Source organism: Kitasatospora sp. CB02891 (genome assembly GCF_002803145.1).
Lineage (GTDB): Bacteria > Actinomycetota > Actinomycetes > Streptomycetales > Streptomycetaceae > Kitasatospora > Kitasatospora griseola.
The window spans coordinates 277,159-300,425 of record NZ_NNBO01000008.1; the positions used below are offsets into that span (position 1 = coordinate 277,159).

Genomic DNA, 23,267 nt, shown 5'->3' on the forward strand with positions numbered 1-23,267 from the left:
CACATCCGCCAGGGAGCAGAATGACCGTCATGACCGCATCGCTGTCCGAGCGCTGGCACGCCCTGCTCACCCGCTGCGGCGCCACCGTCGACCCGGAGCCGTACGCCCGCGACCTGCTCGCCCGCTGGGCCGAACCGCAGCGCCGCTACCACACCACCGACCACCTGCGGGCCGTCCTCGACCGGATCGACGAACTCGCCGGCCACGCCGAGGACCCGGACGCCGTCCGACTGGCCGCCTGGTTCCACGACGCCGTCTACCGGCCCGACCGCTCCGAGAACGAGGAGCGCAGCGCCGCCCTCGCCTGCCGCGCCCTCCGCGAGGCGGGCCTGCCCGAACCCCTGGTCCACGAGGTCGCCCGCCTGATCCGACTCACCGTCACCCACCACCCGGCGCCCGGCGACCACAACGGCGAAGTCCTCTGCGACGCCGACCTCGCCGTCCTCGGCTCACCCCCCGACCACTACGCGGCCTACACCGCCGCCATCCGCGACGAATACGCCTTCGTCCCCCCGGACGCCTTCCGCGAGGGCCGCACCGAGATCCTCCACCACCTCCTCGCCCTCCCCGCCCTCTACCGCACCGCCGAGGCCCACGAACGCTACGACACCCAGGCCCGGGCGAACATGCAGGCGGAACTCAGGGCGCTGGCGCCATAGCGGTGCTCTCCCCGGCCGGTCCTCAGGCGAGCTCGCCGACCGCCGCGACGACGACGCCCTTCTTGCCGCACACCCAGTGCGGGTCCGCCCCCAGTTCCGGTTCGACGCTCAGCGCGTGCGGGTCGTCGTCCTCCGCCGCGCACGCGGAACAGAGCGGCCACCGCCCGTACGACTCCAGCAGCGCGTCCTGGACGTCCTGGGCGATCAGGCCGAGGACGAACTCGCGGCCGTCGGGCCACTGTTCGAGCCACCAGCGGCGGTGGGTGACGGCGTCCTCGACCAGCGAGACGATCGCGGCGTCGGCGACGTCCCGTGCGGTGAGGTCGGCGAGGATCAGCGCGCGGGCACTGTGCAGGGCGGATTCGATCTCGGGAGCGGCCATCCGCCCATTGTCCCAAAGCACCGCCGGGAGCCGGAAACGCCGTGAGGGCGGCCTCCCGAAGGAGACCGCCCTCACGGCGTGAGACTGGCTGAACCAACCGGAGGGGTCGGATCAGAAGTCCATGTCACCGCCCGGCATGCCGCCGCCGGCGGCCGCGGCGGCCTTCTCCGGCTTGTCGGCGATGACGGCCTCGGTGGTGAGGAACAGCGCCGCGATGGAGGCGGCGTTCTGCAGGGCGGAGCGGGTGACCTTGGCGGGGTCGATGATGCCGGAGGCGATCAGGTCGACGTACTCGTTGGTCGCGGCGTTCAGGCCGTGGCCGGCGGGCAGGTTGCGGACCTTCTCGACCACGACGCCGCCCTCAAGACCGGCGTTGGTGGCGATCTGCTTGATCGGGGCCTCCAGGGCCACGCGGACGATGTTGGCGCCGGTGGCCTCGTCGCCGTCCAGCTCCAGCTTCTCGAACGCGACACCGGCCTGCAGCAGGGCGACGCCACCACCGGCGACGATGCCCTCCTCGACGGCGGCCTTGGCGTTGCGCACCGCGTCCTCGATGCGGTGCTTGCGCTCCTTGAGCTCGACCTCGGTGGCCGCGCCGGCCTTGATGACGGCCACGCCGCCGGCCAGCTTGGCGAGGCGCTCCTGGAGCTTCTCGCGGTCGTAGTCCGAGTCGGAGTTCTCGATCTCGGCGCGGATCTGGTTGACCCGACCGGCGACCTGGTCGCTGTCGCCGCCGCCGTCGACGATGGTGGTCTCGTCCTTGGTGATGACGACCTTGCGGGCGGTGCCCAGCAGGTCGACGCCGGCGTTCTCGAGCTTGAGGCCGACCTCCTCGGAGATCACGGTGCCGCCGGTCAGGATGGCGATGTCGCCCAGCATGGCCTTGCGGCGGTCGCCGAAGCCCGGGGCCTTGACGGCGACGGACTTGAAGGTGCCGCGGATCTTGTTCACGACCAGGGTCGAGAGGGCCTCGCCCTCGACGTCCTCGGCGATGATGACGAGCGGCTTGCCGCTCTGCATGACCTTCTCCAGCAGCGGGAGGAGGTCCTTGACCGAGGAGATCTTGGAGTTGGCGATGAGGATGTACGGGTCCTCGAAGCTCGCCTCCATGCGCTCCAGGTCGGTGGCGAAGTAGGCGGAGATGTAGCCCTTGTCGAAGCGCATGCCCTCGGTGAGCTCGAGCTCCAGGCCGAAGGTGTTGCTCTCCTCGACGGTGATGACGCCTTCCTTGCCGACCTTGTCCATGGCCTCGGCGATGAGCTCGCCGATCTGGGTGTCGGCAGCGGAGATGGAGGCGGTGGAGGCGATCTGCTCCTTGGTCTCCACGTCCTTGGCCTGGGCCAGCAGCTGGTCGGAGACGGCGACGACGGCCTTCTCGATGCCGCGCTTCAGGGCCATCGGGTTGGCGCCGGCGGCGACGTTGCGCAGACCCTCGCGGACGAGCGCCTGGGCCAGCACGGTGGCGGTGGTGGTGCCGTCACCCGCGACGTCGTCGGTCTTCTTGGCGACCTCCTTGACGAGCTCGGCGCCGATCTTCTCGTACGGGTCCTCGAGCTCGATCTCCTTGGCGATGGAGACACCGTCGTTGGTGATGGTGGGGGCGCCCCACTTCTTCTCCAGAACGACGTTGCGACCCTTGGGGCCGAGCGTGACCTTCACGGCGTCGGCAAGCTGGTTCATGCCACGCTCAAGGCCGCGGCGGGCTTCCTCGTCAAAGGCAATGATCTTGGCCATTAGAAGTGGTCCTCCGGGACACGGTCGACTGCTCGGACCAAGGGGGTGCCCGCGACGGACGGCCCAGGAGGGTGCGGGTCCTGTCCCCGCCGCTTCCGGGGCCTCACCGGCCCGGTCCGTTGTCACTCTCACGCTGTGAGTGCTAACGCCAATGATTAGCACTCGGGGGTGTCGAGTGCAAGCCCATTCGGCGTGCTCCGACCGCCCTCCCGGGAAACCCGCAGGCCGGGCCGGAGAACGCCGACAGGCCCGGCCCGGGACGCGTCGCGCCGGGGCCGGACCTGCCGGTCGTACTGTCGTGGGTGCGGTCTGCCGAGCCGTCAGGCGCCGGCGGCGCGGACCATGTCGGCCTGCGGACCCTTCTGACCCTGCGAGATCTCGAACTCGACCCGCTGGCCCTCTTCCAGGGTGCGGTAGCCGTCCATCTGGATCGCGCTGTAGTGGACGAACACGTCCGCTCCACCGTCGACCGCGATGAAGCCGTAGCCCTTCTCGGCGTTGAACCACTTGACGGTGCCCTGAGCCATTCCGAACTCCCCTTGTGCTGTGCTGGCCCTTCAGAGATCCGCGGACGCGGACCCGGAGGTCTGGAAGACCGGCCTGTGGGGACTCCCCCCCGCACGGCGCAGCCTCTGTCGCGGCTGAATGTATCCGGATATGCGCCCTCTGCAACAGGCCCTAATTTCACGGAAATCGCGTACGCCGCAGGGGATATGACGGGGCGAAAGGTGTACGGCGCGACAATAGCCACCGGACATAACGGACGTGTCACCGCAAATCGCCGAAAGAATTATGACGGCGGCCTGACAGGTCGAGCGGCGAACGGTCCGGCGCATGTCTCAGAGCGCGGGACGGGACGGGGCCGGCGCGAGGTGCCGAACGGGGAAAAACGAGGATTGGAACGGGCCGTGACGGGGAACGGCTCTCCCGGCACTCTACTCCTTCGCCGGTCCCCGAATTCCAGCGACCCACCGGGCCGTAAACACGGCTGCCCGAACGTCTTCGGCCGATGTGCCGAGCCGCCGCCAGGCAGCTCGGAAATCGAATTCCGAGGCCTGACGGCGGCAGGGCGAATACCCGGGGCGGCGTCAGCAGCCGCCGGCCACCGCCGGAATGATCGACACCGAGGCGCCGTCCTTGATCTCGGTCTCCAGGCCGTCGGCGAAGCGCACGTCGTCGTCGTTGACGTACACGTTCACGAAGCGGCGCAGCTTGCCGGTGTCGTCCAGCAGGCGGGCGGCGATGCCGGCGTGGTTGGCCTCCAGGTCCGCGACGACGGCGGCCAGGGTGGCGCCCTCGGCGGTCACCTCGGCGGCGCCGCCGGTGTAGGTGCGGAGGATGGTGGGGATGCGGACGGTGGCGCTCATGGGGGCACTCCTAGGAAGACGTGGGGGACGGATCAGGCGGAGACGAGACCGGCGGCGCGGAAGGACTCCAGCGTCGGGCGGATCACGGCGGTCATGCCGGAGTCGGCGACCGCGTCGAGGGTCTTCAGGCCGTCGCCGGTGTTGATCGCGACGGTCTCCTTGCTCGGGTCGAGCTGCCCGGTCTCGACCAGCTTCTTCAGCACGCCGACGGTGACGCCGCCGGCCGTCTCGGCGAAGATGCCCTCGGTGCGGGCCAGCAGCTTGATCGCCTCGACCACCTGGGCGTCGGTGACGTCCTCGACGGCGCCGCCGGTGCGGCGGGCGATGTCGAGCACGTAGGGGCCGTCGGCCGGGTTGCCGATCGCCAGCGACTTGGCGATGGTGTCCGGCTTGACCGGCTTGATCACGTCGCGGCCGGCCTTGAAGGCGGCGGAGACCGGGGAGCAGCCCTCGGCCTGGGCGCCGAAGATCTTGTACGGGCGGTCCTCGACCAGGCCGAGCTTGATCAGCTCCTGCAGGCCCTTGTCGATCTTGGTGAGCTGGGAGCCGGAGGCGATCGGGATGACGATCTGCTCGGGCAGCCGCCAGCCGAGCTGCTCGCAGATCTCGAACGCCAGGGTCTTGGAGCCCTCGCCGTAGTACGGACGCAGGTTGACGTTGACGAAGCCCCAGCCCTCGCCGGCCGGGTCGCCGATCAGCTCCGAGCAGAACCGGTTCACGTCGTCGTAGTTGCCGTCGATGCCGACCAGCTCGCCGCCGTACACCCCGGCCATCACGACCTTGCCCTGCTCCAGGTCGTGCGGGATGAACACGCAGGACTTGAAGCCGGCCCGGGCCGCGGCGGCGCCCACCGCGCCCGCCAGGTTGCCGGTGGACGAGCAGGACAGCGTGGTGAAGTCGAAGGCGCGGGCGGCCTCGATCGCGCAGGCCACCACCCGGTCCTTGAACGAGTGGGTGGGGTTGCCGGAGTCGTCCTTGATGTGCAGCTGCGCGGTGAAGCCCAGCTCGCGGCCCAGGTTGTCGGCCTTCACCAGCGGGGTCCAGCCCGGGTTCAGGTTCGGCTTGTCCGCGACGTCGGCGGGGACGGGCAGCAGCGGGGCGTAGCGCCAGACGGACGCCGGCCCGGCCTCGATCCGCTTGCGCAGCTCCTCGGCGTCGTAGCCGGCGTAGTCGTAGGCGATCTCCAGCGGGCCGAAGCACTCCAGGCAGGCGAAGCTCGGGCCGAGCGGGAAGCGGGTGCCGCACTCGCGACAGGACAGCGCGGTGGCCGGACCGAGGTCGACGGCGGCAGGTGCGGGGGTGTCAACAGCCATGGTGGCGAGGCCCTTTCTCCTCATCTTCCCCGGGACGCGGTCGCGCCCGGGCCGGAATTGGCACCTGTCCCGCCGGGCCTGCAAGGCCGCGCGGGAGGGTTGCCGGGACTTCAACGGGCCGTTCCCTCAGTCCCTCTGGATGAGCAATGTGAAGTTGTGGTCGTACGCTGCGAACGACCCCGACGTGCGAAGGTCCGGGCGCAGTACGAAGACTGTAACCGAAGGCCCGTGCCGTCCAACCCCACCGTCCGAAAACCGAGACGGACCGAGACAGGGAGCGAGATCTTGCCCGAGCAGCCCGAGCCCGGGGTCCTGCCGGAAGTGGCCGACTGGCTGCGCCGCCGGTCCTGGGCGGCCGCCGACCGACCGCTCGACCGGCTGCTCGCCGCCAAGCGCGCCGCCGGGCCGGCCGGCACCGTCAGCGTGGTGCTGCCCGCCCTGGACGAGGAGCCGACCGTCGGCGAGATCGTCACCCTGATCCGCACCGAACTGATGGAACGCGTCCCGCTGGTCGACGAACTGCTGGTGGTCGACTCCGGCTCGGTCGACGGCACCGCCGCCGCGGCGGCCGCCGCCGGCGCCCGGGTGGTCCACCGGGACGCCATCCTGCCCCGGCTGCCCGCCGCCCCCGGCAAGGGCGAGGTGCTGTGGCGCTCGCTGCTCGCCAGCAGCGGCGCGATCGTCTGCTACATCGACGCCGACCTGCGCGAATTCGACCCGGCGTTCGTCTCCGGCATCGTCGGCCCGCTGCTCACCGACCCCGCCGTGCACCTGGTCAAGGCGATGTACGACCGCCCGTTCGAGGCCGACGGGGCCGTCGTCCCGGCCGGCGGCGGCCGGGTCACCGAACTGGTCGCCCGCCCGCTGCTCAACCTGCACTGGCCGCAGCTGGCCGGCTTCGTCCAGCCGCTCGGCGGCGAGTACGCGGCCCGCCGCGGCCTGCTGGAGCGACTGCCCTTCCCGACCGGCTACGGCGTCGAACTCGGCCTGCTGGTCGACGCGTTGGAACTGGTCGGGCTGGACGCGCTGGCCCAGGTCGACGTCGGCGTCCGGCACCACCGCCACCAGGACGGCCAGGCCCTCGGCCGGATGGCCGCCACCATCTACCGCACCGCCCTGGAACGCCTCGACCGCACCCACCGGCTCAAGGCCGACGCCGACCTGGTCCGGCCGCTGCTCACCCAGTACACCCGCACCACCGCCGGCTTCACCCCCCGCACCCACCCGGTGCCCGCCACCGAACGCCCCCCGATGATCACCGTCCCCGAGTACCGCGACCGCTGACCGCCGGCCCGCGCGTTGCCCGCCTGCCGCCCCGCACTGTTCACCCGGCCCGGGCCGCGCCGGGTGGTTTGGTCGGCTGATCACACGGCAAGGTTGGCTGTATGGCCGATCACGCGTCCGAACGCCCCACGCAGTCCGGAGCCGCCCCGATCCTGGTGGCCTCCAACCGCGGCCCGGTGTCCTTCCGCACGGAGGACGACGGCACGCTGAGCCTCCGCAGAGGCGGCGGCGGCCTGGTCTCCGGGCTCTCCGCGATCGATGACCCGAACGCCGTCTGGGTCTGCGCCGCCCTCTCCGACGCCGACCGCACCGCCGCCCGGCAGGCCCCCGAAGGCCGCCTCGACCGGGCCGGCCACGACGTCGGCGGACAGGCCGTCCGCATGCTCGACATCGACCCGGAGACCTTCGCCCGCGCCTACAACGGCGTCGCCAACTCCACCCTGTGGTTCGTCCACCACCTGCTGTACGACATCCCCACCAAGCCCGCCTTCGACGCCGACTTCCGCACCGAATGGGCCGCCTACCGGGCCTACAACACCGCGTTCGCCGAAGCCCTCGCCGCCGAAGCCGCCCCCGGCGCCGCCGTCCTGGTGCAGGACTACCACCTCTCGCTGGCCCCCGCGCTGCTCCGCGCCCTCCGCCCCGACCTGCGCATCGGCCACTTCTCGCACACCCCCTGGGCCCCGCCCGAGTACTACCGGCTGCTGCCCGACGACGTCGCCGCCGAAGTCCTCGAAGGCATCCTCGGCGCCGACCGCGCCGCCTTCCTCACCCGCCGCTGGGCCCTCGCCTTCGCCGACTGCTGCGAGCGCGTCCTCGGCGCGAGCGTCGACCGCGACGCCCTCACCGTAAGCCACGCAGGCCGCACCACCCGGCTCGGCGTCCACGGCCTCGGCGCCGACGCCGCGTTCCTGCGCGAGCGCGCCCACCGGCCCGACGTCGACGAACGCCTCGCCGCCCTCCGCGAAGCCGTCGGCGACCGGCGCACCGTCGTCCGGGTCGACCGCACCGAGCTCAGCAAGAACATCGTCCGCGGCCTGCTCGCCTACCGGCACCTGCTGCGCACCCGCCCCGAATGGCTCGACCGGGTCGTCCACATCGCCTTCGCCTACCCCTCGCGCACCGACCTCGCCGAATACCGGGAGTACACCGCCGAGGTGCAACGGCTCGCCGCCGAGATCAACGCCGAATTCGCCACCGCCGACTGGCAGCCGCTCATCCTGCACGTCGACGACGACTTCCCGCGCTCCCTCGCCGCGTACCGGCTCGCCGACGTCGCCCTGGTCAACCCCGTCCGCGACGGCATGAACCTGGTCGCCAAGGAAGTCCCCGTCGTCTCCGACCACGGCTGCGCCCTGGTGCTCTCCCGCGAGGCCGGCGCCCACGAGGAACTCGCCGACGACGCGATCACCGTCAACCCCTTCGACGTCATCGCCACCGCGGACGCCCTGGCCCGGGCCCTCGCCATGCCCCCGGCCGACCGCGCCGACCGCACCGGGCGACTGGCCGCCGCGGCGACGGCGCTGCCGCCGCAGCAGTGGTTCCTCGACCAACTGAACGCGCTCTAGAGCACAACCGGGGAGAGCGACCAGGGGCGCCGGGGGTACCCCTGGTGGTGCTCTCCCGGCGTCTCGCGCGCGACTGCCGTCACGCCCTCAACCGCGACGCCAACTCGTTCAGCAGGTCCACCACCCCCGCCGGCCCCGCCACCACCAGGTCTGCGCGGTCGGCGAGTTCGCGGACGGGGGCCTCGCCGGTGACGGGGCCGCTGCAGACGAGGAGGCCGGGGTGGCCGTGCTTGCGCCGCTGGGAGACCTCCTCGTAGGCGGCGAGGTCGCCGAGGTCGTCGCCGGCGAACAGCACCGGCCCGGCGTCCCGTTCCGCCAGGAACTTGCGGAGGGCGACGCCCTTGTCGACCCCCGGCGGGCGCAGTTCGAGGACCATCCGGCCGGGTTCGACCACCAGGCCGTGCCGGCCGGCCAGCTCGGTGAGCGGGGCGCGCAGCCGCGCCAGCGTGCCGTCGGGGTCGTCGGTGCGCCGGGTGTGCACGGCCAGCGCCCGTTCCTTGTCCTCCACGAAGATGCCGGCCGGGGCCTTCAAGTCGTCTAGCAGCAGGGGCAGTTCGGCCCGTACGGCGGCCACTCCCGGGGGTGGCGGCGCGGCGGTGACGGCGCCCGTCCTCGCGTCCCAGCGTTCGGCGCCGTAGTGGCCGAGGACAGTGAGGTGCTCCAGGCCGGGGGTGGCGGCGAAGCCGCCGTGGGCGGCGGCGGTCGCGGCGGGTCGGCCGGTGACGATGACGACCGAGCCGACCAGCGGGGCGAGTGCGGTCAGGGCGGGGACGACGCCGGGGTGGGCGCGGGCCTGTGCGGGGTCGGCGACGATCGGGGCGAGCGTGCCGTCGAAGTCGAGTCCCACGACCGCGGAGCGCGGGTCGGCGAGCAGGCCCGCCAGTCCGGCCCGTCCTGCCTGGGACGTGATCTGCTCAGCAATTCCCATGGCGTCGACGCTACCCGGCGGCGGCCGCCGGCGGGCGCCGATCGGTTCACTGCCGGGCGTCGCGCCGATTCTGCCGGACCCGGCGCAGCCGGTTGACCAGGACGGGGGCGTGGGCGAGTGCCTCCGGCCGGTCGAGCAGGGCGCCCAGCAGCTGGTAGTAGCGGGTGGCGGAGATGCCGAGCTCCTGCCGGATCGCCTGCTCCTTGGCGCCGGCGGTCCGCCACCCGCGGGATTCCAGTTCGAGTACCGCCCGGTCGCGGTCGGTCAGTTCGGCCATGCTTCCAGGCTACGGACTGGGGCTGTCAGCCCTTGCGGGCCCGGGAGGCCTCCGCCGAGGCGGCGGCCTGGAGGTCGCCGAGCACGTCCGTCGAGCCGGGCCGCACGGCCTCGCCTATGCGCTGCTTGAGCATGCTGGAGACCTTGTCCCAGGAGGGGTCGCCGAGCGGGTAGAAGTTGGCGTTGGGCAGGGCGTTGAGGAACTCGGTGAGGTCCTTGTGGGCGGGGTTGGCGGACATGTCCTCAAGGGTGTCCTGGGTGACGGGCAGCATGTTGTACTGCTCGTCGAACTTGAGGGTGTTCTCCTTCGCGTACACGAAGTTGAGGAACTTCTTGACCTCCGCCTTGTGCCCGGGCGCCTTGAACGCCATCACCCAGTCGGCGACGCCGAGGGTCGAGGGCTTGATGCCCGCGTCCTTGCGGGGGATCGCGGCGGTGCCGTACTGGATGTTCCCCGCGACGGCCTTGCTGACCAGCCCGGGGTGGCCGTTGAGCATGGCGACCTTGCCGGAGGCGAAGTCGTTGAACGCGGTCTTGCGGTCGACCTTGGACGGGTCGTCGTAGGTGAGGCGCTTGTCGACCAGGTTGCTGCGCAGCCAGGTGAAGGTGGCGCGGTTGGCCTGGCTGTCGATGGTGTAGTTGCCGGCGTTGTCGGAGAGTCCGCCGCCGCCGCTCATGGTCCAGATCATCGCCTCGCCCTGGGCCTCCTCGGGGCCGAGCGGCAGCGCGTACGGGATGACGCCGGGGACCTTGGACTTGATCAGCTCGGCGTCGCGGCGCAGTTCGTCCCAGGTGGTGGGCGGGGCGGTGATGCCGGCCTTGGCGAAGATCTCCTTGTTGTAGAAGAAGACCCGGCTGGAGGAGATGAACGGGATGCCGTACTGGCTGCCGAGCACCTGGCCGGCCTTGGCGAAGGAGTCGAGCAGGTTGACCTGGGTGCTGTTGGAGAGCACGTCGCCGGCCGGGTAGAGGCGGTCGGCGGCGACCTGGTCGGCGTAGCCGCCGGTCTGCGCGATGTCGGGGGTCCTGCCCTTGGCGATCAGGTCGGCGAGGTGCTTGTCGATGTCGGTCCAACTGACCACGTCGACATGGACCTTGATGTCGGGGTTGTTGGCCTCGAAGCGGCGGGCCAGGTTGTTCCAGTAGATCGAGCTGGAGTTGGTCTCGTTGTCGCCGTAGTCGGCTGCGACCAGGTTGAGCGTGACACCCCCCGACATGTCCAGGGCACCGCAGCCGGTGAGCAGCAGGGACCCGACGATGGGCAGGGGGAGCAGCGCTGATCGCTTCACGAATGGACCGCCTTCAAATGGGTTACAGCGTGACCCTGACAGGCGTTTTGGCCGGTGGTCCATACCGGCAGGGGCGGAGTTATCGAAGTGTCAGATCCCGTTGCGCTCAGCGTGACTGCCCGTCAGAAAGTGTCCGGTAATGGGACGTTCACGCTGTGAGAACGGTGACCCCCGCGTCGCCGAAAGCGGCCGCCACCCGGTCGGCGACCTGGTTGTCGGTGACCAGGGTGTCCACCCGCTCCAGGCCGCAGATCCGGGCGAAGGCGCGGTGTCCCAGCTTGGAGGAGTCGGCGGCCACCACCACCCGGCGGGCCCGCTCGGCGAGCAGCCGGTTGACCGCCGCCTCGCCCTCGTGGTGGGCGGTGGCGCCCTGTTCGGCGTCGATCGCGTCCACGCCGAGCACCGTGGTGTCGAGGGTGAGTTCGCCGAGCACCTGGGCGGCCAGCGGGCCGATCAGCTCGTAGGACTGCGGGCGGGCGACGCCTCCGGTGACCACGATCTTCACCTGCGGGCGGACCGTCAGCTCGTTGGCGATGTTGAGGGCGTTGGTGACCACGGTGAGGCTCGGCCCGTGCTCGGGGTGCTCGGCCAGGTCGGGGCGGACCGCGAGGGCGCGGGCCACCTCGGTGGTGGTGGTGCCGCCGTTCAGGCCGACCACCTCGCCGGGGGAGATCAGGCCGGCCACCAGGGCGCCGATGCGCTGCTTGGCGTCGGCGTTGCGGGCGGTCTTGTAGCGCAGCGGCAGGTCGTAGGAGACGCTGTGCGCCACCGCGCCGCCCCGGGTGCGGGTGACCATCTGCTGGCGGGCCAGCTGGTCGAGGTCGCGTCGGATGGTGGCCGCCGAGACGTCCAGCGCGCCGGCCGCCTCCTCGACGTCCAACTTGCCGTGCTCGGCCAGCAGTTCCAGTAGCGCATTCCACCGCTCGTACCTGGACACCGTTCCGCTCCTTCCGCGCTCGCCACCGCGCGCCCCGCGGCCGGTCGGGACAGCTTCGCACAACCCGGTCGACGCCAATGCATTGCGCAATGCTGCGCGAAACAGCTATAAAACAATCAGATTTGCGCATACGCTGGATTGCCGCCGTCCGGAGACCGCCGAAGGAGCCGCCCCCCATGTCGCAGCACCCGTCCCTGACCGGCGAGGAGATCGCCACCCAGCCCGAGAACTGGCGCACCGCCGCGGCGCTGGCGGCGAGCGGCCCGGCCGGCCTGCCGCAGCGCGGCGAGCGCGTGGCCGTGGTCGGCTGCGGCACCTCGTGGTTCATGGCGCAGGCCTACGCCGCGCTGCGCGAGTCCGGCGGCCACGGCGAGACCGACGCCTTCGCCGCCTCCGAGTTCCCGCACGGGCGCCGCTACGACCGGGTGCTGGCGATCACCCGCTCCGGCACCACCACCGAGGTGCTGCGGCTGCTCGCCGACACCGACCTGCCGAGCACCGCGATCACCGCCTGCCCCGAGCAGCCGGTGGCCGAGGACGCCGGCCACCTGATCGACCTGGGCTTCGCCGACGAGCGCTCGGTGGTGCAGACCCGCTTCGCCACCACCGTGCTGGCCCTGCTCCGCGCCCACCTGGAGCTGGAGGAGGCCCGCCCGGCGGGCGTCGCCACCGTCGCCGAGGCCGCCGCGGACGCCGAGCGCGCCGTCGCCTGGCAGGTGCCGCAGGAGCTGGTCGAGCTGGAGCAGATCTCCTTCCTCGGCACGGGCTGGACCAACGGCCTGGCCCAGGAGGCCGGGCTGAAGATGCGCGAGGCGGCGCTGGCCTGGACCGAGGCGTACCCGGCGATGGAGTACCGGCACGGCCCGATCTCGATCACCGCCCCGGGCCGCGCCGCCTGGGCGTTCGGCGCGCTGCCGGTCGGCCTGGCGGACGACGTGGCGGCGGTCGGCGGCCGGCTGGTGGCCGACTCCGGCGAGGGCGGCCTGGACCCGCTGGCGGACCTGGTCCGGGTGCACCGGCTGGCGGTCGCGCTGGCCGCGCACCGCGGCCTGAACCCGGACGAGCCGCGCAACCTGACCCGCTCGATCATCCTGGCCTGATCACCCGCCACGAACCGGAAAAACCCCCAGGAGACTGCAAAGAGCGACAAACCTCACCTCTCAGGACCAGACCAATCGAGCAACTGGACTAGACCTCTTCGACCTGGCCAAGGGAAACTGTCCCCCGTGAAGCACGTCATCGCACTCGATGTAGGCGGCACCGGCATGAAAGCCGCGCTGGTCGCCCAGGACGGCTCCGTGCTGTACGAAGCACGCCGACCGACCGGGCGGGAGCACGGCACCGACGCCGTCGTCGCCACCATCCTCGACTTCGCCGCCGACCTGGCGCAGGAGGGCCGCACCCGATTCGGTGCCGCCCCCCTCGCGGCAGGCGTCGCCGTGCCGGGAACGATCGACGAGAGGAACGGGATCGCGGTCTTCTCCGCCAACCTCGGCTGGCGGGACCTGCCGATGCGCAAGCTGCTCGGCGAGCGCCTCGGCAACATCCCCGTCGCCCTCGGCCACGACGTCCGCTCCGGCGGGCTCGCCGAGGGCCGGATCGGGGCCGGCCGCGGAGTCGACCGCTTCCTGTTCATCGCGCTCGGCACCGGCATCGCCGGCGCGATCGGGATCCACGGCGGCATCGAGGCCGGCGCCCACGGCTACGGCGGCGAGATCGGACACGTGGTGGTCCGTCCCGGCGGCCCGCAGTGCGGCTGCGGCGCCCGCGGCTGCCTGGAGACCCTGGCCTCCGCCTCCGCGGTGTCCCGGGCCTGGGCCGAGGCCACCGGCGACCCGGACGCCGACGCCGCCGCCTGCGCGCTGGCCGTCGAGTCCGGCGACCCGGCGGCGCTCGCGGTCTGGCAGAACGCGGTGGACGCGCTCGCCGACGGCATCGTGCTGGCCCAGAGTCTGCTCGACCCGTCGACGGTGATCGTCGGCGGTGGGCTGGCCGAGGCCGGTGACACCCTCTTCACGCCGTTGCGCGCCGCGGTGACCGAGCGCCTGACCTTCCAGATGCCCCCGAAGGTCGTTCCGGCCATGCTCAAAGACACCGCAGCGTCCCTGGGCGCCGGCTTGCTCGCCTGGGATCTGCTCTCCATGGAGGTGACCGCGTGACCGCGGACCGAACTGCACTGGCCGGAGCCCGACTGGTCCTGCCCGACGGGGTGATCGAGGACGGCCGGCTCACGGTCGAAGGGGCCCGCATCACGGACCTCGGCGCCGGCCCGGCCGCGCCCGGCGACCTCGACCTGACCGGGTACACCGTCGTCCCCGGCTTCGTCGACCTGCACGTGCACGGCGGCGGCGGCGCCTCGTACGCCTCCGGCATCGCCGAGGAGGCGCTCACCGCCGCCCGCACGCACCTGGAACACGGCACCACCACGACGATGGCCTCCACCGTCACCGGCGAGATCGACGAGGTCTGCCGCCAGGCGGCCGTGCTCTCCGAACTCGTCGAGGACGGCGTCCTGGCCGGCATCCACTTCGAGGGCCCGTTCATCTCGCACAACCGGTGCGGCGCCCACCGCCCCGACCTGCTGCGCGACCCCGACCCGGCGCTGGTGCGCAAGCTCGCCGACGCCGCCCGCGGCCACGCGAAGATGTTCACCCTCGCCCCCGAGCTGCCCGGCGGCCTGGAGTCCGTCCGGATGCTCGCCGACCAGGGCATCATCGCCGCCGTCGGCCACACCGACTCCGACTACGCGGTCACCCTGGAGGCGATCGACGCCGGAGCCACCGTCGCCACCCACCTGTTCAACGCGATGCCGGGCATCCAGCACCGCACGCCCGGCCCGATCGTCGCGCTGCTGGAGGACGAGCGGGTCACCGTCGAGCTGATCAACGACGGCATCCACCTGCACCCGTCGGTGCTCGAACTCGCCTACGGCACGGCCGGCGCCGGGCGCGTCGCGCTGATCACCGACGCGATGGGCGCGGCCGGCATGGGCGACGGCATGTACCCGCTCGGCCCGCTCCAGGTCCGGGTCGAGAACGGCGTCGCCCGGCTCGTCGAGGGCGGCTCCATCGCCGGCTCCACCCTCACCCTGGACGTCGCGTTCCGGCGCGCCGTCACCGTGCTCGGCCTGTCGCTGAACCAGGCCGTCACCTCGCTGTCCACCGTCCCGGCCCGGCTGATGGGCCTGGCCGACACCCTCGGCTCCCTGGAGGCAGGCAAGAACGCCGACCTGGTCGTCCTCGACTCCGACACCTACGAGCTCGCCGCGGTGATGCGCCGCGGCGAGTGGATCGTCGGCGCGGACCGCTTCACCAGGACCGGCGACCCGGCCTGACCCGGCACCGCCCGCAGGGGCGGGTCTGCACGGGGGGTGAGCAGCGGAACCTGCGCCTCGTTGCTCACCCCACCCGGGAGACCCCCTTGCCGCTCGCCCCTACCCACGACCTGCTCGCCTCCGCCGCCGCCGACCGGCGCGGACTGCCCGCCTTCAACGTGATCACCCTGGAGCACGCCGAGGCCATCGCCGCCGGCGCCGAAGCCGCGGGGACCCCCGTCGTGCTCCAGCTCAGCCAGAACGCGATCGCCTACCGCGGCGGCCGCCTGCTGCCGATCGCCCGGGCCTGCGCGGAGATCGCCGCCGCCGCCCGCGTGCCCGTCTCGCTCCACCTCGACCACTGCGAGGACTTCGACCTGCTGCGCGCGGCCCCCGCCGCCGGGTTCTCCTCCGCGATGTTCGACGCCTCCGCGCTGCCGCACGACGAGAACGTCAAGGCCACCGCCGAGGCCGCCGCCTGGGCGCACCGCCACGGCCTGCACCTGGAGGCCGAACTCGGCCGGGTCGGCGGCAAGGACGGCGAGCCGCCGCTGTCCGCGCACGCCCCCGGCGCCCGCACCGACCCGGCGGAGGCCGCCCGCTACGTCGCCGACACCGGCGTCGACGCCCTGGCCGTCGCCGTCGGCTCCTCGCACGCGATGACCTCGCGCACCGCCGCCCTCGACCTCGCCCTGATCGGCGAACTGGCCGCCGCCGTCCCCGTCCCGCTGGTCCTGCACGGCAGCTCCGGCGTCCCGGACGAGCAGCTCGCCGCGGCGGTCGCGGCCGGCATGGTGAAGATCAACATCGGCACGGCGCTCAACCTGTCCTGCACCGCCGCCGTCCGCGACCACCTGGCCGCCCACCCCGCCGCCACCGACCCGCGCAAGTACCTCGCCGCGGGCCGCGACGCGATGGCCCGCACCGTCGAACAGCTGGCCCGGGTGGTCACCGGCCGCACCGACGCCTCGGCCTGACGGCACCCGCAGTGCCCCAGCGGCCCGGGCCTCCGCGGAGGCCCGGGCCGGATCACCAGCCCTGGACCTTGGAGGTGCCGTTCGGGGTGACGGCGATCTGGTCGAGCAGGAAGCCGCACTGGTTGTCGGCCTGGCAGGCCACCGAGATGGTGTGGTGGCCGGGCTGGGCGACCGTTCCGCTGACCCAGGACGAGTACCAGGAGCTCTCCGGCGCCAGGCCGGGGCTGTAGTTGTTCAGCTTTATGGGGGTGTAGGTGGGCTTGCCGTCCACCGAGACCGTCGCGGTGGCGTTCGGGCCGCTGTTGTTGAAGCGCAGCCAGATCTGGAACGAGCCGGCCGCCGGCATGTCGACGTCCCAGGAGACCGACGCGCCGACCGTGCCGAGGCCGTCGACGTACTTGCCGCCGGCCCCCTTCGCGCCCGGCACCTGGCTCGCGGCCACGCTGCCGCCGCCGAGCTTCAGGCCGGCGGCGTCGGCGACGTCCGTGCCGCCGGAGAGCGTGCTCGGGCTGGGCGCCGCGCTGGAGGGGGCCGCCGTGCCGGGGTCGGCGGGGGCGGTCGGGCTGTGCGTGTTGGTCGCGGCCTGGTTGTTCTTGCCGCCGTCCGGGTCGCCGGTGGACAGCGCCACGCCCGCGCCGACGGCGATCGCGGCGACCACCGCGACGGCGCCGATCACGGCGGCCTTGCCGCGGCCGGCCGGCCGGTCCTCGCCGGGACGGGGCCGGGAGCGCTCGGCGTAGCGCGACTGCTGCGGCAGCGCGGTGGTCTCCTGCCCGGGCGCGGCCGGCGGGTGGCCGGGGCCGCCGGGCGGCGGGGCCTGCGGGTGCACGGGCCGCTCGCCGTAGGTGGCGCGGCCGACCTCCATCGGGCGGCTGTAGCCGGTGCGGGGCCGCTCGGGCGCGGGCTGCTCGCCCTCGGCGGGACGGTAGAGGTACGCGAACGGGTCGTCCTCGTCCGCGCCGTCGGGCGCGCCGCCGTTGCTGCCGGCCGTCGTCACGGTCAACTCCCCAGGACTGGATGCTCTCGTACCCAGGGCACCCTACCTGTCGTACTCGAACACGGCGTAAGCGGTTCAGCCCGCCCGGCGGTGCGAGCGCTCGCCGCGCGCGCCCCGGGCCGCGCCGCCGCGGGTGCGCTTCTCGTCGTACATCCGCTCGTCGGCGGAGTGCAGCACCTCGTCGATGCTCATGCCGCAGCCGGCCCAGCCGATGCCCAGGCTGACGCCGACCCGGACGGCCCGGTTGTCGATCCGCATCGGCGGCAGGATGGCGCTGCGCAGCCGCCCGGCGAGTTCCTTGGCCTCCTCGCGGCCGATGCCGTCGGCCAGCACCACGAACTCGTCGCCGCTCATCCGAGCCACCGTGTCGCCCTCCCGGACGACCTGCTGGAGCCGGCGGGCGATCTCGATCAGCACCGCGTCGCCGGCGTTGTGGCCGTAGCGGTCGTTGACCAGCTTGAAGCCGTCGAGGTCGCAGTAGAGGACGGCGAGGCCCTTGTCCGGGCCGGGGCGGCGGTGGCCGTGCCAGAGCTCGCCGGGGGGCGGGTCGACGGGGACGACGGCGTGCACGTGGTGGGCGGCGGCGCCGTCGTGGCGGAGCACCTCGCCGGCCGCGAAGGCCTCCCGGTCGCGTTCCAGGGCGCTGTCGGGGGGCGCGTAGCCGTGCGCGAGGGTGACGGGGCCCTCGGCCGCCGACGAGCCGTCCTGGACGGCGTGGGGCGGCGGGGCGGCGCCGGGCGGCAGTGCCTGGCCGGGGAGGCCGGCGGCGGGCAGCGAGGGGCGGGAACAGAGCCGGCGGGCGAGGCGGGCCCGCAGCTCGGCGCCGTTGGGCAGGCCGGTGAGGGCGTCGTGGCTGGCCCGGTGGGCGAGCTGGAGCTCGTGCCGCTTGCGGTCCTCGATGTCCTCGACGTGGGTGAGCAGGAAGCTCGGGCCCTCGGTGGCGTCGGCGACCACGGAGTTGCGCAGGCACACCCACTGGTAGCCGCCGTCGCGGCGGGACAGCCTCAGCTCGGCCCGGCCGCCCTCGGCGCTGGTGCGCAGCAGCAGCTCCAGGTCCTCGGGGTGGACCAGGTCGACGAAGCGCTGCTGGCGCAGGGTGGCCCGGGGGCGGCCGAGCAGCCGGCACAGGGCGTCGTTGACGCGGGTGAGCTGGCCGGTGCCGTCGCCGTGCAGTTCGGTGATGGCCATCCCGCTGGGGGCGTACTCGAAGGCCTGCCGGAAGGACTCCTCGCTGGCCCGCAGGGCCTGCTGCTCCTTCTCCAGGCGGGCCAGGGCGCGCTGCATCTCGGCCCGCAGCCGGGCGTTGCCGATGGCTATGGAGGCCTGCAGGGAGAACATCTCCAGGGCTTCGCGGGTCCACGCGCCCGGGCGTTTGCCGCTCCGTGGGCGGTCCACCGAGAGGATGCCGAGCAGGTCGCCGCCGGCGCTGTACATGGGGGCGAGCAGGACGTCGGCGGGGTGCCAGTCGTTGTCGTAGACGGGCAGCGGGCCGTCGCCGGTCCAGGTGGGGATGTCGGTGCCGATGGCCCAGCCGCGGTCGTGCGGGAGGAAGCGCAGGGTGCCCCAGTGGTCGGCGACCTGGAGCATCCGGTCCCAGGACTCGCGGGAGCCGACCTGGCCGAGCAGCACGGACGGGCCGCCGAAGGCGGTCTCCTCGATCTCCCAGACGGCGGCGATCACCAGGTCGCCGTCGGGTCGGACCAGGCTGACCGCGGCGGCGTCGAATCCGAGCCCGTGGACCGCTCCCTCGACGACCGCCTGCAGGGTTCCCGCCAGGCTCCGGGCAGCGTTGAGGTCCGCCACGACCCGGTGCAAGGTGCGGAGGGTCGCGAGGCGGACGTAGGGCTCCGACTCGGCTTCCATGCGGGGGCTCCCCGGCTGCTTCGGATAGTTCTTGAAAGGTTGTCGTCCGATTGCCAGAAGAACTGAATCACAGCGAGCACTCCGATAGGCACGCTCGGTCAGCAATAGGTTGAGAGTGTGACTCAAATCACATAATGACTAAGTGATGATCGTATTCGGAAACGGCAGGGAACGCCAGGACACCCGCCAGGCGACATCCGACGGCGCGCCGCCCGTGCGCTCGGCCCAGCGACCTACCGGACCTACGACCAGGGCCCGATACCGGCACGCCCGACCGACGACTACCGTGCGGTACGTGTACAGCTCCCCGCAATCCCCCACCACACCCAACGCCCCCACGCCCCTGGCGGAGGCCGGCGCCACTCCCGAGGAGTTCCGCGCCGCCCTCGGCCAACTGGCGGCGGGCGTCTCGCTGGTGACCGTGCACGACGCCGAGGAGGACGAGGACGCCGGCATGACCGCCACCTCGTTCCTGTCGGTGTCGCTGGAGCCGCCGCTGGTGCTGATCTCGGTGCGCGAGGACTCCCGGATGGACGACCTGCTCACCCGGGCCGACACCTGGGCGGTGTCGCTGCTCGGCGAGGAGCACCGCACGCTGGCGTCCCGGTTCGCCATGAAGGGCCGGCTCAGCGACCGCCTGCTGTTCGCCGACGCCGCCTGGCAGCGCGGCCCGCACTCCGGCGCCCCGCTGATCGACGGCGCGCTCGCCACCGTCGAGTGCCGCACCGAGCAGCGCATCCCGGCCGGCGACCACACCCTGGTGCTCGGCCGCGTCCTGGCCGCCCGGACGCCCGCCCCGGCCGCCCGGCCGCTGGTGTACTTCCGGGCCGGCTACCGCCAGCTGGGCTGAGGGCCCGTCACTCCGGCTTGATCCGCCCGCGCCCCTGCTTCAGCGAGGCGCGGTGCCGCTTGTTCTCCAGCCGGCGCTCGACCATGCCGCGGCTGGGCTTGGTGGCCCGCCGGGTCTTCGGCGGCGGCGCGGTGGCCTCGCCGAGCAGCGAGGCCAGCCGGGCCGCCGCGACCTCGCGGTTGCGCCACTGCGAGCGGTGCTCGGAGGCGCGCACGACCAGCACCCCGTCGACCAGCCGGGAGGCCAGCCGCTCCAGGGCGCGCTCCTTCCACACCGGGGGCAGCACGTCGGAGGCCGCCAGGTCCCAGCGGAGCTCGACCTTGCTGTCCGAGGTGTTGACGTGCTGGCCGCCGGGGCCGGAGGAACGGGAGAAGCGCCAGACGAGCTCGGCGTCGGGGACGACCACCGAACCCCGTACGCGCACGGGCTCAGTCATGCCGCCCATCATCCCGTCCGGGCGCGGCCCCCGTCACCTGGTTAACCCGGCACAATGGCGGGCGTGATCGAGCTCGGCTACTCCCTGTCCAACCGCTTCCCCGACCCCCCGCAGACCGACTACCGCAGCGCGCCCGTCCGCGCCCTGCGGCACGACCTGTTCGCGGGGGACGTCTACCTGGAGACCGACGACGGCGCCGGCGTGGAGACCCGCTGGGGCTGGGTGCCGGTGCTGGACTTCGCCTGGGCGCTGTGCGACATCGTCGAACGCCTCGACGAGGACCCGCGCGGCAGCCGCGAGGCCAGGGTCCGCACCGAGGACCTCGACTTCACCCAGAACACCGAACTGCTGCGCTTCGCCCGCCGGTTCGGCTGGGTGGAGATCACCGCCACCTGGCGGCCGGACGACGAGCCGCTGGTCGTCCGGCACGTCGAGCTGCGCCGGGAGGCCCGGGACTTCCTGCAGGACGTGCTGGCCGACCTGACCGAGCTGCACGAGGACCTGGCCGACAATCCGAACATCTGGACCGTGCAGGGCCGGTACCCGAGAATCTGACCCGGCGTCGGGCGGCCGATCGGGGGAGAAATCCGTCCGTCCACCAAGTGCTGGAACCAACGGCCGCCCGTCCGGCGTTCTCCGCTCAAAACCGACCGAAGGGACACCACAGACATGCCCGTGAGCCTCTCCAAGGGTGGCAACGTCTCGCTGACCAAGGAGGCCCCCGGCCTGACCGCGGTCACCGTCGGCCTCGGCTGGGACGTGCGCACCACCACCGGCACCGAGTTCGACCTGGACGCCAGCGCGATCGTGCTGAACGGCGACGGCCGGGTCTACTCCGACCGCCACTTCGTCTTCTTCAACAACACCAGCACCCCGGACAGCACCGTCGTCCACACCGGCGACAACCGCACCGGCGAGGGCGCCGGCGACGACGAGTCGATCAACGTCAACCTGGCCGCCCTGCCCGCAGACGTCACCCGGGTGACCTTCCCGGTCTCGATCTACGACGGCAACAACCGCGGCCAGAGCTTCGGCCAGGTCCGCAACGCCTACATCCGGGTGCTCAACCAGGCCGGCGGCGCCGAGATCGCCCGCTACGACCTGTCCGAGGACGCCGCCACCGAGACGGCGATGATCTTCGGCGAGCTGTACCGCAACGGCGCCGAGTGGAAGTTCCGCGCCATCGGCCAGGGATACGCCTCCGGCCTGGCCGGCATCGCCCAGGACTTCGGCGTCAACGTCTGACCGTCCGCCGGGCACGGGAAGGGCCCCCGCTCCACCAGGAGCGGGGGCCCTTCCCACGTCGTCAGGGCCGGCCGGCCCGCAGCTCGGGCAGCTCCAGCAGCTCGGTCTCGTCGTGCGGGGTCAGGTCGACCACGTCGGCGGGCTCGGCGGGCTCGGTGTCGGACTCCGCGTGCTGGTGGCTCGGCGCCTGCTCCACCGCGCGGTGCGCGGGCTGCACGGCGTCCACCGGCGCGCCGCCCACCACGGTGTAGCGCTCGTTGTCGGCCACCGCCTCGTCGCCCACCACGTCCGCCAGGTCGCCGACCGCCGGGGCCGGCGCGGCCGCCCGCAGCGCGGCCCGGGCACTGCCCGGCCGGCCGAAGAAGCTGAACGCCGTCGCCCGCGGCCGCTGCGGGGCCGCCTGGGCCGCCTGCTCGCCGTCCTGCGGGCGCGGACCGGGCAGCGCCGGGCCGACCGGGCGCAGCGCCGCCGAGCCGGTGGCCGGCACCGGCTCCGGCATCTTCGGCCGCAGCTCGACCTGGGCCCGCTCGTCGACCGCGCGGCGCGCCTCGGCGGCCGCCGCCTGCCGCTCCAGGTGCCGCACCGCGGCCTGTGCGCGGACGTACGCGGCCGGGGTGACCGGGTGCGCCGGCCGGGTCGCCTCCACCGCCAGGCGGGCCGCCTCGGCCTCCTTCAGCGCCTGCTCGGCGACCATCACGGCGCGCTCGCGCAGCAGCCGGGCGATTTCCGTCTCCGCCTTCGCCAGCCGGGACTTCTCCGCGGTCAGCCGCCGCCCGAAGCGGGTGGCCCGCTCCTCGGCGACCTCGGCCGCGTACTCGGCCTCGGCGATCTGCTCCTCGTAGCGCTCCTCGGCGCGCAGCCGGCGCTCCATGGCGACCTCGGCGGCGGCCCGGGCGGCCCGGTCGCGCTGCCGCAGCACCAGCGCCAGGCCGACCACCGCGACCATCGCGGCGACCCCGACCGAGCGGGCCACGATCTGATCCGGACTGGCCACCAGCGCGGCCACCGCCGCGAGCACGAGCACACCGGAGGCGACCGGTGGCAGCGACCGGCCCAGGACGGAGGAATGACGGTGGCGTCCGCGAGGCATGGCTAGAAACTAGCGTGCGAATCGAGGCCCTGTCAGCCTCGCACCCCATTCCGCCCTTGACACGCCGACAGAAACACGGGCCGCACCCGAACCGTCACGCAGCGCGAGCGGATCCGGCAGGGGCGTTCAGCGCGACGAAGCGGCCGTTCCGCGCGGGTGCTCCGGGTCGTCGTGGTCCTCGGGGAGCTTGCAGATGTGCTGCAGCCACAGCGCCACCGCGATCACCGCCGCGCCGGCCAGCACGGCGAACAGCGCCGTCCCGGCCTGCGCCCGGCGGGCCGGGACCTCCAGCGAGCCGAGCAGGAACACCCCGACGCCCGCGTACACCCCGGTCACCACCGCCGACACCAGCGCACTGGCCTGCCCCAGCACCAGCGCCCGCGCCGCGTGCAGCGGATCGACCCGCTTCGCGTCCGGCCGCCGCTCCCGGATCGCCTTCAGCCGGGACCGCAGCGAGATCGCCACGGCCAGCAGCACCACGGCGATCGCCGCCAGCACGAACGGCGCGTACGAGGGCACCCCGGGCAGCGTGCCCAGCGAGTCCCACAGCCGGGCGCCGCCCCAGGAGAGCAGCCCCGTGACGGCGGCGATGCCGAGCAGCAGGCGGAGACGGAGCGGCTTCACGCGGACGGGCTTCCTTCCCAGTGGTTCGACCCCGGCCCTGCACGGCCCGGGGGTTCGGCGGGCGACCAGCCCACCGTACCGGCCGGGCCGCACCCGCAGGGAGCTACGCCCACCCCCTGCCGGAAGTTCCCGGAG

24 protein-coding genes and 1 riboswitch are annotated in these 23,267 nt (G+C 73.0%); of the genes, 10 read left to right on the forward strand and 14 right to left on the reverse strand.

Features of this window, described 5'->3' with window-relative positions; all coding sequences use genetic code 11:
- Window positions 1-29 precede the first annotated feature (29 nt).
- The gene (locus CG736_RS20080) at window positions 30-659 is read left to right on the forward strand and encodes a hypothetical protein (protein WP_100587643.1); all 630 of its coding nucleotides are present in this window, start codon (window positions 30-32) and stop codon (window positions 657-659) included.
- 22 nt (window positions 660-681) lie between these two features.
- Here CG736_RS20080 and CG736_RS20085 read toward each other — a convergent pair whose 3' ends face one another.
- From CG736_RS20085 to thrC, 5 genes are all read right to left on the reverse strand, one after another.
- Entirely contained in the window at window positions 682-1,041 is a 360-nt protein-coding gene (locus tag CG736_RS20085) for a hypothetical protein (protein ID WP_100587567.1), read from the reverse strand.
- Between the two features lie 111 nt (window positions 1,042-1,152).
- The gene (gene groL, locus CG736_RS20090; protein WP_043915608.1) at window positions 1,153-2,775 is read right to left on the reverse strand and encodes a chaperonin GroEL; all 1,623 of its coding nucleotides are present in this window, start codon (window positions 2,773-2,775) and stop codon (window positions 1,153-1,155) included.
- Between the two features lie 320 nt (window positions 2,776-3,095).
- The gene (locus CG736_RS20095) at window positions 3,096-3,302 is read right to left on the reverse strand and encodes a cold-shock protein (RefSeq protein WP_014137493.1); all 207 of its coding nucleotides are present in this window, start codon (window positions 3,300-3,302) and stop codon (window positions 3,096-3,098) included.
- A 561-nt stretch (window positions 3,303-3,863) separates the two neighbouring features.
- On the reverse strand, window positions 3,864-4,142 hold the full coding sequence (locus CG736_RS20100; RefSeq protein WP_043915607.1) for a MoaD/ThiS family protein: 279 nt from the start codon (window positions 4,140-4,142) through the stop codon (window positions 3,864-3,866).
- A 32-nt stretch (window positions 4,143-4,174) separates the two neighbouring features.
- Window positions 4,175-5,455 (reverse strand): threonine synthase, encoded by a 1,281-nt coding sequence (gene thrC / locus CG736_RS20105; protein ID WP_100587568.1) that lies wholly within the window; start codon window positions 5,453-5,455, stop codon window positions 4,175-4,177.
- Between the two features lie 17 nt (window positions 5,456-5,472).
- Window positions 5,473-5,601, reverse strand: a riboswitch (SAM riboswitch).
- A gap of 139 nt (window positions 5,602-5,740) precedes the next feature.
- On the opposite strand from thrC, the gene CG736_RS20110 reads away from it, so the two are divergent.
- Together CG736_RS20110 and CG736_RS20115 are read left to right on the forward strand one after the other, a co-directional pair.
- Window positions 5,741-6,739 carry a glucosyl-3-phosphoglycerate synthase gene (locus tag CG736_RS20110; RefSeq protein WP_100587569.1) on the forward strand — a complete coding sequence of 333 codons (999 nt, stop codon included), beginning with the start codon at window positions 5,741-5,743 and terminating at the stop codon, window positions 6,737-6,739.
- Between the two features lie 101 nt (window positions 6,740-6,840).
- On the forward strand, window positions 6,841-8,307 hold the full coding sequence (locus CG736_RS20115) for a trehalose-6-phosphate synthase (protein ID WP_100587570.1): 1,467 nt from the start codon (window positions 6,841-6,843) through the stop codon (window positions 8,305-8,307).
- Between the two features lie 79 nt (window positions 8,308-8,386).
- Here the strand turns inward: CG736_RS20115 and otsB are convergent, their stop codons facing one another.
- The 4 genes from otsB to CG736_RS20135 form a co-directional block, all read right to left on the reverse strand.
- The gene (otsB, locus tag CG736_RS20120) at window positions 8,387-9,235 is read right to left on the reverse strand and encodes a trehalose-phosphatase (RefSeq protein ID WP_100587571.1); all 849 of its coding nucleotides are present in this window, start codon (window positions 9,233-9,235) and stop codon (window positions 8,387-8,389) included.
- A 46-nt stretch (window positions 9,236-9,281) separates the two neighbouring features.
- Window positions 9,282-9,512 (reverse strand): DUF3263 domain-containing protein, encoded by a 231-nt coding sequence (locus CG736_RS20125; protein ID WP_100587572.1) that lies wholly within the window; start codon window positions 9,510-9,512, stop codon window positions 9,282-9,284.
- 25 nt (window positions 9,513-9,537) lie between these two features.
- On the reverse strand, window positions 9,538-10,800 hold the full coding sequence (locus tag CG736_RS20130) for an extracellular solute-binding protein (RefSeq protein ID WP_232734079.1): 1,263 nt from the start codon (window positions 10,798-10,800) through the stop codon (window positions 9,538-9,540).
- 148 nt (window positions 10,801-10,948) lie between these two features.
- On the reverse strand, window positions 10,949-11,737 hold the full coding sequence (locus tag CG736_RS20135; protein WP_100587573.1) for a DeoR/GlpR family DNA-binding transcription regulator: 789 nt from the start codon (window positions 11,735-11,737) through the stop codon (window positions 10,949-10,951).
- 176 nt (window positions 11,738-11,913) lie between these two features.
- Between CG736_RS20135 and CG736_RS20140 the strand changes: the two genes are divergently transcribed.
- From CG736_RS20140 to CG736_RS20155, 4 genes are all read left to right on the forward strand, one after another.
- Window positions 11,914-12,837 (forward strand): SIS domain-containing protein, encoded by a 924-nt coding sequence (locus CG736_RS20140; protein ID WP_100587574.1) that lies wholly within the window; start codon window positions 11,914-11,916, stop codon window positions 12,835-12,837.
- A gap of 126 nt (window positions 12,838-12,963) precedes the next feature.
- Window positions 12,964-13,896: an ROK family protein gene (locus tag CG736_RS20145; protein WP_100587575.1), complete on the forward strand. Its 933-nt coding sequence runs from the start codon at window positions 12,964-12,966 to the stop codon at window positions 13,894-13,896.
- Entirely contained in the window at window positions 13,893-15,071 is a 1,179-nt protein-coding gene (gene nagA, locus CG736_RS20150; protein ID WP_100587576.1) for an N-acetylglucosamine-6-phosphate deacetylase, read from the forward strand. The genes CG736_RS20145 and nagA overlap by 4 nt, the downstream gene beginning before the upstream one ends.
- An 86-nt stretch (window positions 15,072-15,157) precedes the next feature.
- The gene (locus CG736_RS20155; RefSeq protein ID WP_100587577.1) at window positions 15,158-16,027 is read left to right on the forward strand and encodes a class II fructose-bisphosphate aldolase; all 870 of its coding nucleotides are present in this window, start codon (window positions 15,158-15,160) and stop codon (window positions 16,025-16,027) included.
- Between the two features lie 52 nt (window positions 16,028-16,079).
- On the opposite strand, the gene CG736_RS20160 is transcribed toward CG736_RS20155, so the two are convergent.
- Together CG736_RS20160 and CG736_RS20165 are read right to left on the reverse strand one after the other, a co-directional pair.
- Window positions 16,080-17,024 (reverse strand): hypothetical protein, encoded by a 945-nt coding sequence (locus tag CG736_RS20160; protein WP_100587578.1) that lies wholly within the window; start codon window positions 17,022-17,024, stop codon window positions 16,080-16,082.
- A gap of 75 nt (window positions 17,025-17,099) precedes the next feature.
- On the reverse strand, window positions 17,100-18,887 hold the full coding sequence (locus tag CG736_RS20165) for a diguanylate cyclase (RefSeq protein ID WP_100587579.1): 1,788 nt from the start codon (window positions 18,885-18,887) through the stop codon (window positions 17,100-17,102).
- Window positions 18,888-19,182: 295 nt separating this feature from the next.
- On the opposite strand from CG736_RS20165, the gene CG736_RS20170 reads away from it, so the two are divergent.
- A complete protein-coding gene (locus tag CG736_RS20170) occupies window positions 19,183-19,737 on the forward strand; it encodes a flavin reductase family protein (protein ID WP_100587645.1) in 555 nt (184 codons plus the stop codon).
- A 7-nt stretch (window positions 19,738-19,744) separates the two neighbouring features.
- Here the strand turns inward: CG736_RS20170 and arfB are convergent, their stop codons facing one another.
- Entirely contained in the window at window positions 19,745-20,173 is a 429-nt protein-coding gene (gene arfB, locus CG736_RS20175) for an alternative ribosome rescue aminoacyl-tRNA hydrolase ArfB (protein WP_043916704.1), read from the reverse strand.
- A gap of 63 nt (window positions 20,174-20,236) precedes the next feature.
- Between arfB and CG736_RS20180 the strand changes: the two genes are divergently transcribed.
- Window positions 20,237-20,728 (forward strand): hypothetical protein, encoded by a 492-nt coding sequence (locus CG736_RS20180; RefSeq protein WP_100587646.1) that lies wholly within the window; start codon window positions 20,237-20,239, stop codon window positions 20,726-20,728.
- Between the two features lie 114 nt (window positions 20,729-20,842).
- A complete protein-coding gene (locus CG736_RS20185; protein WP_100587580.1) occupies window positions 20,843-21,418 on the forward strand; it encodes a TerD family protein in 576 nt (191 codons plus the stop codon).
- Between the two features lie 61 nt (window positions 21,419-21,479).
- On the opposite strand, the gene CG736_RS20190 is transcribed toward CG736_RS20185, so the two are convergent.
- Window positions 21,480-22,508 carry a hypothetical protein gene (locus tag CG736_RS20190; RefSeq protein ID WP_157815660.1) on the reverse strand — a complete coding sequence of 343 codons (1,029 nt, stop codon included), beginning with the start codon at window positions 22,506-22,508 and terminating at the stop codon, window positions 21,480-21,482.
- A gap of 126 nt (window positions 22,509-22,634) precedes the next feature.
- Entirely contained in the window at window positions 22,635-23,132 is a 498-nt protein-coding gene (locus tag CG736_RS20195; protein ID WP_100587582.1) for a DUF3180 domain-containing protein, read from the reverse strand.
- Between the last annotated feature and the right edge of the window lie 135 nt (window positions 23,133-23,267).